This is a genomic window from Flavonifractor sp. An4, assembly GCF_002161755.1.
In the GTDB taxonomy this organism is placed as follows: domain Bacteria; phylum Bacillota; class Clostridia; order Oscillospirales; family Oscillospiraceae; genus Flavonifractor; species Flavonifractor avicola.
This window is the reverse complement of the sequence record NZ_NFIL01000004.1, coordinates 108,070-120,244: the sequence shown is the minus strand read 5'-3', so window position 1 is coordinate 120,244 and position 12,175 is coordinate 108,070. Positions and strand designations below refer to the sequence as shown.

Genomic DNA, 12,175 nt, shown 5'->3' with positions numbered 1-12,175 from the left:
TCTTTATGTCCTGTTTCGCCACGATTCCAGAGCGCAGGAATACTTTGACCACCTGCCCGCTCATGTACAGGACCGCATCAGCGCTCAATACCGCCAGATTGACTCCATGGACCAGCTGGAGCGCTTTGCTGCCCGTTACCACGCGCCCCTCTTTCCTCTGGAGGGTATCGGCGGGCAAACCTTTCTTCCTCCGCCGGTGCAGCCATAGGTCTGCACATTGCTTTGCATCGGGCGTTCTTCTGTGCTATAATGTGACAAAGCACAAAAGGAGGCCGTTATCATGGAATTGACCCGCGCGCAGGCCCTGGACCTGCTGAAAACATACAATAAGGAACCCTTCCATCTCCGTCACGCCTTTACCGTAGAGGCTGTCATGGGCTGGTTTGCCCGTCAGCTGGGCTATGAGACGGAGGCTGACTTCTGGGCCACAGCAGGACTCCTCCACGATCTGGACTTTGAGCAGTATCCCGACGAGCACTGCGTCAAGGTCCGGGAGATCATGGAGGAGCAAGGCCTGGACCCCGCCCTCATCCACGCGGTGGTCAGCCACGGCTGGGGTATGACCGAGGGCAACGCAGAGCCGGAGCACCAGATGGAGAAGGTTCTCTTTGCTGTCGACGAGCTCACCGGCCTGATCGGGGCTGCCGCCCTCATGCGTCCCTCCAAGAGCGTGCAGGATATGGAGTTATCCAGTCTGAAAAAGAAGTACAAGGACAAACGCTTTGCCGCCGGCTGCTCCCGGGAAACCATCGCCCAGGGCGCCCAACTGCTGGGCTGGGAACTGAACGACCTGCTGGAGCGCACCCTTCAGGCCATGAAGGACTGTGAGGCCTCCATTGAGGCCCAGTGCGCCGACCTTTGAGCTCACTGATCTAAGGACCTGCTGCCCCTCCCGACAGCAGGTCCTTCTTTTTTCTTTATTCATATTATTTTACTAGGTTTTCCGTCTCATCTATGATATACTGTTAGCTGTTGTATACCCACAGAAAAAAGGAGCGTAGCATACCCATGGACCTGATATTGACAGACTGCCCCCTCTCTTCCTTGCCCGCAGGTAGTGATTTGCGGCTGGTCAACGTGGCGGAACAGGCGATTGCTCCCTGCGTTGGCTGCTTTAGCTGCTGGATCAAGACACCGGGCCGCTGCGTCATTCGGGATGACGCCCCGTCCATCTACCCTGATATTGCCCGCTGTGACCGGTTACTAGTGGTCAGTCACTTATTTCTAGGCTGTTATGATCTGCCTATGAAGCGGCTGATGGAGCGTTCCCTCCCCAATCAACAGGCCTTTATCCGCCTTCACCACGGAGAAAGTCACCACGTCCAGCGTGCCGTGAAGCCAAAAGAACTGACGGTGGTGGCCTACGGAGCTCAGGATAAGGAGGAACAAGCTGTGTTCGACCGCTGGTTGGCCCGCAATGCTCTGAACACGCTGGCGGAGCACTACACCATTCACTTCGCGGACTCCCAGGCCCAGGCGGAAGCGCTGGCCGGAAAGGTGGTACAGACATGGGCAAACTGATGATTATCAACGGCAGCCCCCGGGCCCCTAAATCCAACTCCAAGCAATACATTCAGGCCTTTTTGTCCGCCTGGTCCGGCTCATATGAACAGTACAGCGTGCTCCAGCGGCAGCACACCGCCTGCCTGGAACAGTTGAGGGAATGCTCCGACCTGCTGCTGGTTTTTCCCCTCTATACCGATGGCCTACCTTCCGGTCTGATGGAATTTTTGAAGGCCATGCTGGAGCAACCTACCGCCCCCCTTACCGTCCATGTGATCATTAACTGCGGCTTTCGGGAGCCCCATCAGAACGATGTGGCGATAGACATGATCCGGCTCTTCTGTAAACGGGGCGGGCATAAGCTGGGAAGTGTTCTGCGGATGGGCTGCGGCGAGGCCTTCCCCACCACTCCGTTTATGGGGATGGCTCGTCGAAAGATCCAAAAGCTGGCCCGATCCATTCAAAAAGGCCGCTCTGTTCAGCTTTCCATCACCATGCCGTTGACAAAGGGATTGTTCCTGCGGGCCGCCAACCGGTACTGGCTGAGCCGGGGCGCGCAATTCGGGAACTCCCAGACCCAGATGGCCGCCATGGATATCGAAGGCCCGTAAGGTATAATGGGGCGCGGCTCTGTATATACTGACTCCAGGTGATACAATATGAAACAAGTTCCCTGGAAAATCTATGCCCTGTTTATCCTCGTTACGGAGGGAGTGGGCTTTCTCTCCGGCTGGCTCACCCGGGACGGAGCTCAGGCCTACAGTCAGTCCATTATACAGCCGCCCCTGTCTCCGCCTGCCATCGTCTTTCCCATTGTCTGGGGCATTCTCTTTGCCCTGATGGCCATCGCCGCTACCCGGATCTGGCTCTCACCGCCGTCGGATCTCCGAACCCGGGGGCTGGTGCTCTATGTCGTACAACTGGCCTTCAATTTTTTCTGGAGCATCCTGTTCTTCAATCTCCAAGCCTTCGGTTTTGCCCTTATTTGGCTGGTGGTGCTATGGGCACTGATCCTTTGGCTGTTCCTCACCTTCCGCAAGATTGACCCCATTGCCGCCTGGCTGCTGTTCCCCTACCTGCTGTGGGTGAGTTTTGCCGCCTACCTTAACCTAGGCGTTTGGTATCTCAATCGATAAAAAAATCCGGCAGGCATGGCCTGCCGGATTTTCTATTCAGTTCTTGCCAAAAAACAGCTTCATATCCTCTTCCACGGTACCAATGCCGGCGATACCAAAGTTGTCCACCAGCACCTTGACCACATTGGGGCTGAGGAAGGCGGGCAGTGTGGGCCCCAGGTGGATGTTTTTCACACCCAGGTACAACAACGCCAGCAGCACGATGACCGCCTTCTGCTCATACCAGGCGATGTTGTACACGATAGGCAGGTCGTTGATATCGTCCAGCCCAAAAACCTCCTTCAGCTTCAGGGCAATGACCGCCAGAGAGTAAGAGTCGTTGCACTGGCCTGCGTCCAGCACCCGGGGAATTCCACCGATGTCCCCCAGGTCCAGCTTGTTGTACTTGTACTTGGCGCAGCCGGCAGTGAGGATCACCGTGTCCCGAGGCAGGGCCTTGGCAAACTCGGTGTAGTAGTTCCGGCTCTTGGCCCGGCCGTCACAGCCCGCCATAACCACGAACTTTTTGATGGCGCCGTTCTTAACAGCCTCCACTACCTGGTCGGCCAGAGCCAGCACCTGAGCATGGGCAAAGCCGCCCACGATCTCGCCGGTCTCGATCTCCTCAGGGGGAGCGCATTTCTTTGCGTGCTCGATGAGGGCGGAGAAGTCCTTCTTCTCCCCTACACCGCCGGTGATGTGCTTGCAGCCGGGGAATCCGGTGGCTCCGGTGGTATACAGCCGGTCCTTGTAGCTCTCCTTGGGCGGCACGATGCAGTTGGTGGTCATAAGGATGGGGCCATGGAAGGACTCGAATTCCTCCTTCTGCTTCCACCAGGCATTGCCGTAGTTACCCACAAAGTTGGAATACTTCTTGAAGGCGGGGTAGTAATGGGCAGGCAGCATCTCCGAGTGGGTATACACATCCACGCCGGTGCCCTGGGTCTGCTCCAGCAACTGCTCCAGGTCTTTCAGATCGTGGCCGGATACCAGAATACCCGGATTCTTGCCCACGCCGATATTGACCCTGGTAATCTCCGGATTGCCGTAGGCCCCAGTGTTGGCCTGGTCCAGCAGAGCCATACCCTGAACGCCGTATTTGCCGGTCTCCAAAGTCAGGGCCACCAGGTCATCAGCAGTAAGGCTGTCGTCCAGGGTAGCCGCCAGAGCCCGCTGAAGGAATGCGTCCACCTCGTCATCGTCCTGCATCAGCGCATTGGCGTGCTTGGAGTAGGCGGACAGGCCCTTGAGGCCGTAAGTAATGAGCTCCCGCAGAGAGCGAATGTCCTCATTTTCAGTAGACAGTACTCCCACCTGGGCAGCCTTGACCGTCCAATCCCCGGAGCCGTCCCACAGGGCGGCCTCAGGCAGGCTCTCCCGTTCCTTTACCCGGGCCAGCAAATCCGCCTTGGCCTCAAGGGTGGCACGGATGCGGACCTCAATGGCCTCCTTATCAAAATTAGCATTGGTGATGGTGGTAAATAAATTCAGGGTGATGAGGTGATTGACCGCCTGCTCCACCGGCAGGCCCTGCGCCCGCAGGGCGGTGGTCACCGCGGACAACCCCTTTGTCACATAGACCAGCAGATCCTGCATAGCCGCCACATCGGCGGTCTTGCCGCAAACACCCACCCGGGTGCAGCCGGTGCAGCCGGCGGTCTCCTGGCACTGATAGCAAAACATATTGTGTTCCATTGATAAGCCCTCCTGGTTTTGCACGGCCCGCTTGCCGTTGCGGGCTTAGTATAGTATAATATCAACAACAAGTCTGTTGTTAAAACAACACTCAGGAGAGAAATATGAAGGGAACCTTGCTGGCCAACACCGCCCTGTTCCGGGGAACATCTTCCCTGGAGGCGGAGGCTATGCTGAACTGCCTCGGCGCAATGGAGCGAGGATATGCCAAGGGGGAGCAGATCTACCATAGCGGAGATTATGTCACTGATCTGGGCATGGTGCTCTCTGGCAGCATACTGATCCAGACCGACGACCTGTGGGGCAACACCACTGTATTGGACAAAATTGGCCCTGGACAGATTTTTGCCGAAACCTATGCCTGTGTACCGGGAGAACCTCTGATGGTGGATGTAGTGGCAGCAGAGGAGAGCCAGGTACTCTTCCTCAATGTTGAACGAGTGTTACAAGTATGCCCCCATACCTGCGCCCACCACAGCAAGCTGATCCGAAACCTGCTCCTTTTGTCCGCCCAGAAAAATCTGAATTTGTCTCGGAAGATCTTCCACACCGCTTCCAAAACCATCCGGGGGCGTCTGCTCTCCTATCTGTCCTACCAGGCCCGCCGGAGCGGCAGCCCCAGTTTCACTGTTCCCTTCAACCGTCAGCAGCTGGCCGACTATCTGAACGTGGAGCGCAGCGCTCTGTCCAACGAGTTGAGCAAAATGCAGCGGGACGGGCTGCTGGTGGTGGAGAGAAACCGCTTTACCCTCACCTCCGATTTGTCTCATCTCTGAAACAACAACGGGCCCGCCGCAAATGCGGCAGGCCCGTTTCATGTGGTTTTTAGTTTCACAGATCGTAACGGTATACCTTTTCCGTGGCGCCTTCACCCACCGGGATACGGTCCACGAACTTCCAGCCGATCTTCTCGTAGTAGTTCTCCAACTTGGTAATAAGATAAAGGCAAGGGTAACGTTTGAGCGCTCTAACAGCCTCAATGCTGGCCGCCTGGAGCCGCTGTCCGATGTGGAGATTGCGGTACTCATCCTTCACATACAGAGTTGCCATCCAGGGCGACAGATCCTGTCTGGTCTTGGCGTCATTGAGCCACAGGGACACCACACCCACCGGCTTGTCTCCCATGACTGCCACCAGCATCTGGGGCACCGTGTCCCGCTGGGAAGCATACTTTGTGCGATAAACGATCTCATCCAGAGAATACCCGTCGGCCTTGGCCCACTCCAGCCACAGCCATTGGGAAACCTCCTCCATATACTCCGGTACATCGGCCAGGTTCAGGATCTTGATCTCTTCCGGCATGACAGCCCTCCTATCTGCACTTTGCCTGTTGGAACGCCTTCATTATAGGGGCTTTTCCTGTCTGCGTCAAGGGCAGGCGGGTACAGGAGAACTTCATCAGCACGGAAAAGCGCCGGACACTTGCGTGCCCGGCACTTCGTTTCTCTGATGCAATTTGTGGTCATCCCACTCCAACCTGGTCGTTTATCCAACCATTTTGACCACCAGCTACTCGCCCAATCTCTTTCTCAAAAAAATTCTAAATTAGTTCTAAATCAAGCCAAAAACCGGGCTTAAAACAGAAAATAAATAAAAAAAGAGCCCGGGGAAACGAATTTCCTCGGACTCTTTTGTGAGTCATTATTTAGGGACAATGTGCTTGTTTGCGGGGGGACAAGTACAAGGTACCCAAGGGGAATTCGTTTCTTTTAAAAAATCTTAACATCTTTGGGGTGGATCTTCAAGAGTGAATCATAAAGAAATTGTCTGCCGATAGATTTGAGTTGTCTTGCCTATAATCAGTCAGTAACTTAAATCTATATGTTTGGGAGGCAAGTCAATGTACCCACCTAAGATCCCAATGGATGGTATCTATCGAGTAAAAATTCTTGCAGTTATGCAGGATGATGCGGCTTATTATATCCGCTATGACATATCGGTTGGCCCATGTGTAGGATGGGCTACCTATATGTATCAGCAGACCGGTAAGTGGCCTCTGGTCTGGAGACTGGATAAGCACAGAGGTACCACTGCCATCCGGTGTGCACTGGATGCGCTCAATCGCGGCAGACATACTAGGATACAATCGTTGGTGGAATCAGTGGGACATCATATATGTCTGGAGCTCCATCGTCGGATGGGTACCAGATATATAGGTGTAAGGAGATCATTGCCAGCATCTGCTTATCAGGTTACTCCAGATGATATCCGTGTTGGGACTGAAGGTGGCTGGCGGCAGGGCGATCCTAACTGGCGGCACGCATTGCTGCTGGCAAACTTGTCCGGGCTGCCCGTACTTAGTAGCGACAGCCGCGAAGGTAAATCTCCCATGGTCGATTGGTGCGCAGAACATGGCGTCATCATCCTGCCGCAGTACTTACCTGCTGGAGATTATACTTTGTCAGGCAGTAATGTTATTGTAGACCGCAAAGATAACATCCTGGAGCTCTACAAGGATTTTGCAGGATCTCAAAACAGACAATCCTATGAAAATGCCGCACTCCTTACACAAATAGCTGGTAAACAACTGGTGTATGTGATTGGTACTGCCCCAGACGATCATGTGGTACAGATTTCGGATTTATCCCATTGGCAGTTCACATTTAAAAATCAGACTTTTGTTGGAACCCACTTATACCAACAGGTATTGCGGCATCAGGCCATGTACCCACACATCAGCTTTATTTTTGCAAAGCGAGAAAAGGTCTGTCAGACAATTTGGGACACTCTCTCAAAGTGAAGTTCGTGATGCAATGCTGATTATCTGTAAAGTAAAAACATAAGTATTATATGCGATATCACAAACTCATATTTTAGGCCCTCTCAGAGTAACCCTTTCAGTGTGTAGGCAGATCTTTTACACAAAAAGATGATTAAGGAGAACTATAGTGTCGCACACAACAGTTTGATTGGTTTGGCTCATGTTGTGAGCAACGAGAAGTCTGTCTGCTGTTTTTAACAACAGGTCACGACTGCATGAGCCAAAAATACGCAGCATGATGGCGCAAGTCAAAAAGCAATATGCCCCTACTCTTTTGTATATAAGAAAAGCATCCCTATCTGCTCCAAACGCACTATATTTTACCGCTGCCCAGCAGCAAATTCTCCCATATGGATGTCCAACACTCCTCTGGGTGGCTGGATCAGGGCATCCTCATACTGGCACTTCCACTGGATTTCCCGACTCATTTGGCCATCCGCTACGCCGTCTACCGTTTCCCCATCCTTAATAGGGTTGTTATGCTCCAGAATATAGGACGCCACATTGTAGGCATGGTTTACCACCCAATTGGGATCCATGTCGTGGAAGTGGTACTGGAGATCCGGCAGGAACAGGGTACTCATGCCCACCGTATCGATGAGCATATCCTCGGTACCCTCAATGTTGAAGAAACGGACATTGACGCCAAAACGGATGAAACGATCCGAGCCTTCGATCTGGTGGGAACGCACATCCTCCGCCAGCAGGAGCTTGCCGCAGTTCTGGAAATAGAATGCCTCACAGGTGGGGTACAGCTCCGCAAGGGCCTCCACGAAGTCGGCGTCCAGGTTGGCCCGCTCCAGCGCCGGGAGCGCCGCCGTCAGCATATCGGTGGCCACTACCTGATACCGGCACTCTTTGAATATCCGCTCCCGGTCCTCCTGGCAGTCCCACATCTGACTCATCAGGAAGGCGTCAAAGCCTTTGCCCTTGAACTTGTCGCATTTCATCACCATCAGCTGCACCGGGCATTTGCCATCCTGAAATTCCGCGATATGATCCAGGGCGGCAAAGCCAGCCATCTTTTTATCACGGCAAAAACACTCTACAGCGCCAATGTGCTTTTCCATTACAGCGGTCATTTCGTCCTTGTCCGGCATATCCACCGGCTCTTTGAACAGCATCTGAATGAGATAGGGGCCACCAGGCTGGCGGCCTTTTTTGTCATTCAAGTTTTGCTGGAACACTTTATTGCTCATACTTGTCCCTCACTTCTCCTGATGGCATCCTCGATCTGCCTGCTGGCGGCATCCATGTAGAGATACACCCCATCCCGGTCGCAGTGGTACAGGTTTGAGTAGCTCGTACTCTCATTGGGGCGGATAGGGTTAGGTTCCACCACCTCAGTGGCTTCCAGCAAACCGACACCCAATTCTGCCGCAGCGACAAGCGCCTTTTTCAGCACCGCAAGCTGCCCATCGCTCCAAACTCCCTCCAGATCTTCCAGCACCTTTGGTTCCTGCTCCAGATCCCGGAGGAGCTGTGTGACCTGATCCCGAGACAGGTACACACCGGAGCAGTAGTTTTCGATGATCTGATTTTCTGCCGGATTGGGAAAGGCTGTTGGCACCACCTGCGCCCATGGGGTGAAGTACCGGACATATTCCGGCTTCTCCTCCATCAGAAGGGAAAAACTGCTCCCTCTAGTGTAATAGTAGTCCCGGAAGAAGCCTTGGATCACCGCAATGTAAAAGCCATGGCTCTTATCAAATAACTCATCAGGCTCTGTCTCCGCCCCGACTCGCAGGGTGTCCAGATATTTTTCCGCGTAGAAATCCTCCATTCCGTGCTGCGCGGCAAGGGCCAGCACCTTTTCCTCCTGCCCCTGCTGTATCCAGGTAAGCGGGGTGAAATACCATTCCCGCATTTCTTCCGGTGAAATTGGGTGAAAACTTACATCATATCCCATAAAATCTCTCCTCAGTAATCCAGCAAAATGGGCACCTGCTGTTCCTCGGCAAACCGCATGGCACGCCAGAACATGGAGAAGGCAAACTTGGCAAGGGATTGGGTGTCATACTGGGTGTGTTCCGGGATGTCCGCCTTGCTATACTGTCCATTCGGGCCCACGGTTCCGTCTACCGGGTATCCCTCCGTGTCTGCCCAATCAAGGATGGTATCCTCATCGGCCTGCCACGCCAACTGGTTCAGCTTCTCCAGCTCCTTCCGCAGTCCACCCAGGGTGGCGATCATCGCCTGATCATCGGTGAGCAGAGGCGCCTGAAAGAAGAAGGCATCCGCCAGAGGCAGCCACCAAGTTGCCCCACGGAACAGGGACCACACTCGCTCCTCATCCGATCCAAGGCGGGCGATCAGAGGATGCTCTCCGAAGTTCCAGTCCTTCTCCACAGTGGGGGGCACCGGCTCATCATATGTATGGCAGGCGGCCACCAGCAGCATAGCGCCGAAGGCATCCCAATCCGGCTTGTCGGTGTAATAGGGCTTCTCATTATCCTCCGGCCAGGGGGCATAGGGGGGCCGGCCAGGCTGAGAAATGGCGCTCAAGATCTGATCCCGCCAGTTCTCCACCGCCGCCTGGACCTCAGCCGGGGACAGTTCTTCCTCGTTATCAGCAGCTTCTCCATCCGGCGTGATCCGGTTAAAGGCGTATCCGTTTTCCTCCGCCCACTGCTGAACAACGGTTTTCCAATTGTGAGCATAGTACCGGGTCAGTGTTCCGGCGTAAATATCAAGTCCCATGGCAATACCTCCCTCAAAGTTCCCCGCAAGGTATCCTTGCATTTTCATAGCAGGAAATCAGCTTCTCCAGCCATTTGTCCGAGTAGCCCAACCGTTTGCTGTCTGCAATCAGTCCAAAGTCTTCAGAGATGTACCCTGCCAACTCATCATTCTCCGATTTTTCGTAGACGGTGATGTATGCTTTCTTCTCTATTTCTCGGGTATCAGCAACTGTTTTTCCCTTTTTCAGTTCTTCGAGAGCCTGATAAACCCTGACCCATTCACTGTCAAAAGGATCACACTCTCTTTGATCTAGGAAATCGTCTATATCGAGTTCTTCATAATTGATTTGGCTCAGTTTATCAAGCAGCTCATACATTTGCTTCTCCCACATAAATTTCACCTCTTATTCCCACTCAAAGGGTTCCTTTAAGTCATATTTCTCCATGATCTTATTTTCCAGAGCTTCATAGGCATCCATATCCTCTGGCTGCGCCGGAATACCCCTTTTCCACCAATAACCGTTCCCATAGTAGAAAAACATAGCCCAGTAATAAGGCAGGTCATGGCTGAATATCGCCACTCGCAAGGCATCGGCCACTGGCTCTGCCAGCGGTGAGCGTTCCACTATCTGAGATGCTTCCTCATAGGAGATCCCCACCAGCCCCACCAGCAGGTGCTTCACCAGTTCACAGAAGCTGTACTGGTTGAATATGACCTGACCACCCTCATCTTTGAACACAAGTCCATCTCTCACCATGGTATTTCTCTCCGTTTCTTAACCTGTATCCTTGTCATGGGCATAGTCTCGTCAAGTCATTTCATACAGCAGGGCAGCGTCGCCCTGCACCAGTTCCAGATGGGAGCGCAGCGTTTCAAGTCCGCTTTGTACCGCCTCGGTGAGTAGATCCCAGTCTGGGGCAATTTTAGCGGCCAGCTCCGGGAGGTCCTGCTCCCGCAGGGCTGCCAGCACATTAGACGCCAGCCCTCCCTCCAGCAGAGCGCAGTCCAGGGTGTCCTCCGTCTGGGGAGCAGGAAAACGGACATCCAAATCCAGCTCGCTCTCACACCAGTCCCAGATGGCCATATAAACCGCGCCAGAGCAGTCGCCATTGGACAGTTCCTGCCGCCGGCCGTCTTTGAGAAGATAAAAGGATGCGATCTGTGACATGGCAGTTCCTCCTGAATGTTATTCCTTTTCCATTAACCCTTCGGCCTGCATCCGGATCACATAGAAGGCCCGCACCCAGTCCAGTTCTTGCTCCATGGATTCCTCCAAAGGCAGCAGGCGGCGCTTTCCCAGCCTGCGGTCCAGGAGGGCAAAGATGCGGACAAGAGGATTCCCACTGACGAGGCTTTTCTCAATGCTCTGGTTGTCAAATTTGTGAAACGCCTCATAGAAAAAACCGTTGTCAAAACAGCCGTCGTTCAGCGTCCCTTCATGGGCCAGCCGGAAGGGGGCCTTCGGGTCGACCTCTCCGACACCCTCCCGCCGCAGGGCCTGATATCTGTTCCAATAATGCTGTTCATAGGCATAGTAGTTGCTTCGCAGCACCTCCACGCCGTCCAATCGAATGGCCGCCCGGCCTGTTTGGTCATGGCTTTCCCAGTAGCTGGTGGCAAAATACTGGATGCGGTCCCGGAGCGCCGGGCACAGGTAATCATTCTCCAGTTTGTTTCGGATTCCGCTCCAAGTGGCTACCCGGCTGTTTGACATGGGGATTGTCTCCTCTCTGCGGTTGTTAGTATCCTTGACTTTGGCAGAAGCGTCTCTCAAACAAAATGGAATTCGCTACTTAATAAATTTGATTGCCAATTTATATACTTGATTGATTTCTTTCCTATCCAATTTCCAACGATTTAGTTCAGCCTCAATTAAATCTGGAAATTTTTTGCTTATATCTCTCAAGGCATTACCTACCGACTTCCTGACATATTCACTGGAATCCTCTCTCAAACCAGCTAACCGTTTAATCGCTTCCATAGGGTTCTCTTTGAAATATGGTCTGCTCGTCCAAATCCGCAGACCTTCTGTAACAGCCCTCCGGGTATTGGGATTGCTGCTTTTCATCCATTCATCAATCGTTGGAAGAGCATTTTGATATCCTTTTCGCTTACAGAACTCATCAAACGACTTTGCTAATATCTCCTGAACTCTCCAGTCATCGTCTTTCGAGACCTCATCTCTCATGAATACTAAAATGTCATCATCTTCTGATAAGTAGCCCAAAAGGAATACGCCATACATTCTTACCTGATATACTTCAGATTTGTACGCCAAAAGCGCCAACTCTTTGATGTATTCACGATCATGAGCCTTATAATCATCCAAAGCTCTTTTTTCTTCAACCTTAAAGCCGTTTTCTATCAAGGAAAAGTCGTGCTCCAAGCTCTCAATGTCTTCTCTCAAGTGAACTCACCG

At 53.1% G+C, this 12,175-nt stretch carries 16 protein-coding genes; 6 read left to right on the top strand and 10 right to left on the bottom strand.

The window, feature by feature from the left end; all coding sequences use genetic code 11:
- Positions 1-280: 280 nt before the first annotated feature.
- From B5F94_RS03515 to B5F94_RS03500, 4 genes are all read left to right on the top strand, one after another.
- Positions 281-862 (top strand): HD domain-containing protein, encoded by a 582-nt coding sequence (locus tag B5F94_RS03515; RefSeq protein ID WP_087189425.1) that lies wholly within the window; start codon positions 281-283, stop codon positions 860-862.
- A gap of 146 nt (positions 863-1,008) precedes the next feature.
- Positions 1,009-1,521: a flavodoxin family protein gene (locus B5F94_RS03510; protein ID WP_087327727.1), complete on the top strand. Its 513-nt coding sequence runs from the start codon at positions 1,009-1,011 to the stop codon at positions 1,519-1,521.
- Positions 1,509-2,114 carry a hypothetical protein gene (locus B5F94_RS03505; protein WP_087189423.1) on the top strand — a complete coding sequence of 202 codons (606 nt, stop codon included), beginning with the start codon at positions 1,509-1,511 and terminating at the stop codon, positions 2,112-2,114. The genes B5F94_RS03510 and B5F94_RS03505 overlap by 13 nt, the downstream gene beginning before the upstream one ends.
- 48 nt (positions 2,115-2,162) lie before the next feature.
- Positions 2,163-2,639 carry a TspO/MBR family protein gene (locus B5F94_RS03500; protein WP_087327724.1) on the top strand — a complete coding sequence of 159 codons (477 nt, stop codon included), beginning with the start codon at positions 2,163-2,165 and terminating at the stop codon, positions 2,637-2,639.
- Positions 2,640-2,675: 36 nt separating this feature from the next.
- Here the strand turns inward: B5F94_RS03500 and hcp are convergent, their stop codons facing one another.
- Entirely contained in the window at positions 2,676-4,313 is a 1,638-nt protein-coding gene (gene hcp, locus B5F94_RS03495; RefSeq protein WP_087327721.1) for a hydroxylamine reductase, read from the bottom strand.
- 104 nt (positions 4,314-4,417) lie between these two features.
- Between hcp and B5F94_RS03490 the strand changes: the two genes are divergently transcribed.
- Positions 4,418-5,089, top strand: coding sequence for a Crp/Fnr family transcriptional regulator (locus tag B5F94_RS03490; RefSeq protein ID WP_087327718.1), 672 nt, complete (start codon positions 4,418-4,420; stop codon positions 5,087-5,089).
- A gap of 55 nt (positions 5,090-5,144) precedes the next feature.
- Here the strand turns inward: B5F94_RS03490 and B5F94_RS03485 are convergent, their stop codons facing one another.
- Positions 5,145-5,615, bottom strand: coding sequence for a GNAT family N-acetyltransferase (locus B5F94_RS03485; protein WP_087327715.1), 471 nt, complete (start codon positions 5,613-5,615; stop codon positions 5,145-5,147).
- Between the two features lie 835 nt (positions 5,616-6,450).
- On the opposite strand from B5F94_RS03485, the gene B5F94_RS03480 reads away from it, so the two are divergent.
- Positions 6,451-7,053: a hypothetical protein gene (locus B5F94_RS03480; protein WP_143383234.1), complete on the top strand. Its 603-nt coding sequence runs from the start codon at positions 6,451-6,453 to the stop codon at positions 7,051-7,053.
- A 341-nt stretch (positions 7,054-7,394) separates the two neighbouring features.
- On the opposite strand, the gene B5F94_RS03475 is transcribed toward B5F94_RS03480, so the two are convergent.
- The 8 genes from B5F94_RS03475 to B5F94_RS03440 all read right to left on the bottom strand — a co-directional run bounded on the left by B5F94_RS03475 (position 7,395) and on the right by B5F94_RS03440 (position 12,163).
- A complete protein-coding gene (locus B5F94_RS03475) occupies positions 7,395-8,273 on the bottom strand; it encodes a DUF4261 domain-containing protein (RefSeq protein ID WP_087327708.1) in 879 nt (292 codons plus the stop codon).
- On the bottom strand, positions 8,270-8,983 hold the full coding sequence (locus B5F94_RS03470) for a hypothetical protein (protein ID WP_087327705.1): 714 nt from the start codon (positions 8,981-8,983) through the stop codon (positions 8,270-8,272). Before B5F94_RS03470 ends, B5F94_RS03475 begins: the two co-directional genes overlap by 4 nt.
- Before the next feature lie 11 nt (positions 8,984-8,994).
- Positions 8,995-9,774 carry a hypothetical protein gene (locus tag B5F94_RS03465; protein WP_087327702.1) on the bottom strand — a complete coding sequence of 260 codons (780 nt, stop codon included), beginning with the start codon at positions 9,772-9,774 and terminating at the stop codon, positions 8,995-8,997.
- A 13-nt stretch (positions 9,775-9,787) separates the two neighbouring features.
- On the bottom strand, positions 9,788-10,147 hold the full coding sequence (locus B5F94_RS03460) for a hypothetical protein (RefSeq protein ID WP_087327699.1): 360 nt from the start codon (positions 10,145-10,147) through the stop codon (positions 9,788-9,790).
- Between the two features lie 12 nt (positions 10,148-10,159).
- On the bottom strand, positions 10,160-10,513 hold the full coding sequence (locus B5F94_RS03455; protein ID WP_087327696.1) for a hypothetical protein: 354 nt from the start codon (positions 10,511-10,513) through the stop codon (positions 10,160-10,162).
- A 51-nt stretch (positions 10,514-10,564) separates the two neighbouring features.
- Positions 10,565-10,924, bottom strand: a complete 360-nt coding sequence (locus tag B5F94_RS03450) for a hypothetical protein (RefSeq protein WP_087327693.1) — start codon at positions 10,922-10,924, stop codon at positions 10,565-10,567.
- 18 nt (positions 10,925-10,942) lie between these two features.
- The gene (locus tag B5F94_RS03445) at positions 10,943-11,470 is read right to left on the bottom strand and encodes an SF0329 family protein (RefSeq protein ID WP_087327689.1); all 528 of its coding nucleotides are present in this window, start codon (positions 11,468-11,470) and stop codon (positions 10,943-10,945) included.
- A 75-nt stretch (positions 11,471-11,545) separates the two neighbouring features.
- The gene (locus tag B5F94_RS03440) at positions 11,546-12,163 is read right to left on the bottom strand and encodes a DNA alkylation repair protein (RefSeq protein WP_087327686.1); all 618 of its coding nucleotides are present in this window, start codon (positions 12,161-12,163) and stop codon (positions 11,546-11,548) included.
- Positions 12,164-12,175: the final 12 nt, after the last annotated feature.

What these genes read in the sequence shown, in the direction of transcription:
- B5F94_RS03515 (WP_087189425.1), top strand. Translation starts at nt 281, where the DNA reads ATGGAATTGACCCGCGCGCAGGCCCTGGACCTGCTGAAAACATACAAT.
- B5F94_RS03510 (WP_087327727.1), top strand. Translation starts at nt 1,009, where the DNA reads ATGGACCTGATATTGACAGACTGCCCCCTCTCTTCCTTGCCCGCAGGT.
- B5F94_RS03505 (WP_087189423.1), top strand. Translation starts at nt 1,509, where the DNA reads ATGGGCAAACTGATGATTATCAACGGCAGCCCCCGGGCCCCTAAATCC.
- B5F94_RS03500 (WP_087327724.1), top strand. Translation starts at nt 2,163, where the DNA reads ATGAAACAAGTTCCCTGGAAAATCTATGCCCTGTTTATCCTCGTTACG.
- hcp (WP_087327721.1), bottom strand. Translation starts at nt 4,313, where the DNA reads ATGGAACACAATATGTTTTGCTATCAGTGCCAGGAGACCGCCGGCTGC.
- B5F94_RS03490 (WP_087327718.1), top strand. Translation starts at nt 4,418, where the DNA reads ATGAAGGGAACCTTGCTGGCCAACACCGCCCTGTTCCGGGGAACATCT.
- B5F94_RS03485 (WP_087327715.1), bottom strand. Translation starts at nt 5,615, where the DNA reads ATGCCGGAAGAGATCAAGATCCTGAACCTGGCCGATGTACCGGAGTAT.
- B5F94_RS03480 (WP_143383234.1), top strand. Translation starts at nt 6,451, where the DNA reads ATGGGTACCAGATATATAGGTGTAAGGAGATCATTGCCAGCATCTGCT.
- B5F94_RS03475 (WP_087327708.1), bottom strand. Translation starts at nt 8,273, where the DNA reads ATGAGCAATAAAGTGTTCCAGCAAAACTTGAATGACAAAAAAGGCCGC.
- B5F94_RS03470 (WP_087327705.1), bottom strand. Translation starts at nt 8,983, where the DNA reads ATGGGATATGATGTAAGTTTTCACCCAATTTCACCGGAAGAAATGCGG.
- B5F94_RS03465 (WP_087327702.1), bottom strand. Translation starts at nt 9,774, where the DNA reads ATGGGACTTGATATTTACGCCGGAACACTGACCCGGTACTATGCTCAC.
- B5F94_RS03460 (WP_087327699.1), bottom strand. Translation starts at nt 10,147, where the DNA reads ATGTGGGAGAAGCAAATGTATGAGCTGCTTGATAAACTGAGCCAAATC.
- B5F94_RS03455 (WP_087327696.1), bottom strand. Translation starts at nt 10,513, where the DNA reads ATGGTGAGAGATGGACTTGTGTTCAAAGATGAGGGTGGTCAGGTCATA.
- B5F94_RS03450 (WP_087327693.1), bottom strand. Translation starts at nt 10,924, where the DNA reads ATGTCACAGATCGCATCCTTTTATCTTCTCAAAGACGGCCGGCGGCAG.
- B5F94_RS03445 (WP_087327689.1), bottom strand. Translation starts at nt 11,470, where the DNA reads ATGTCAAACAGCCGGGTAGCCACTTGGAGCGGAATCCGAAACAAACTG.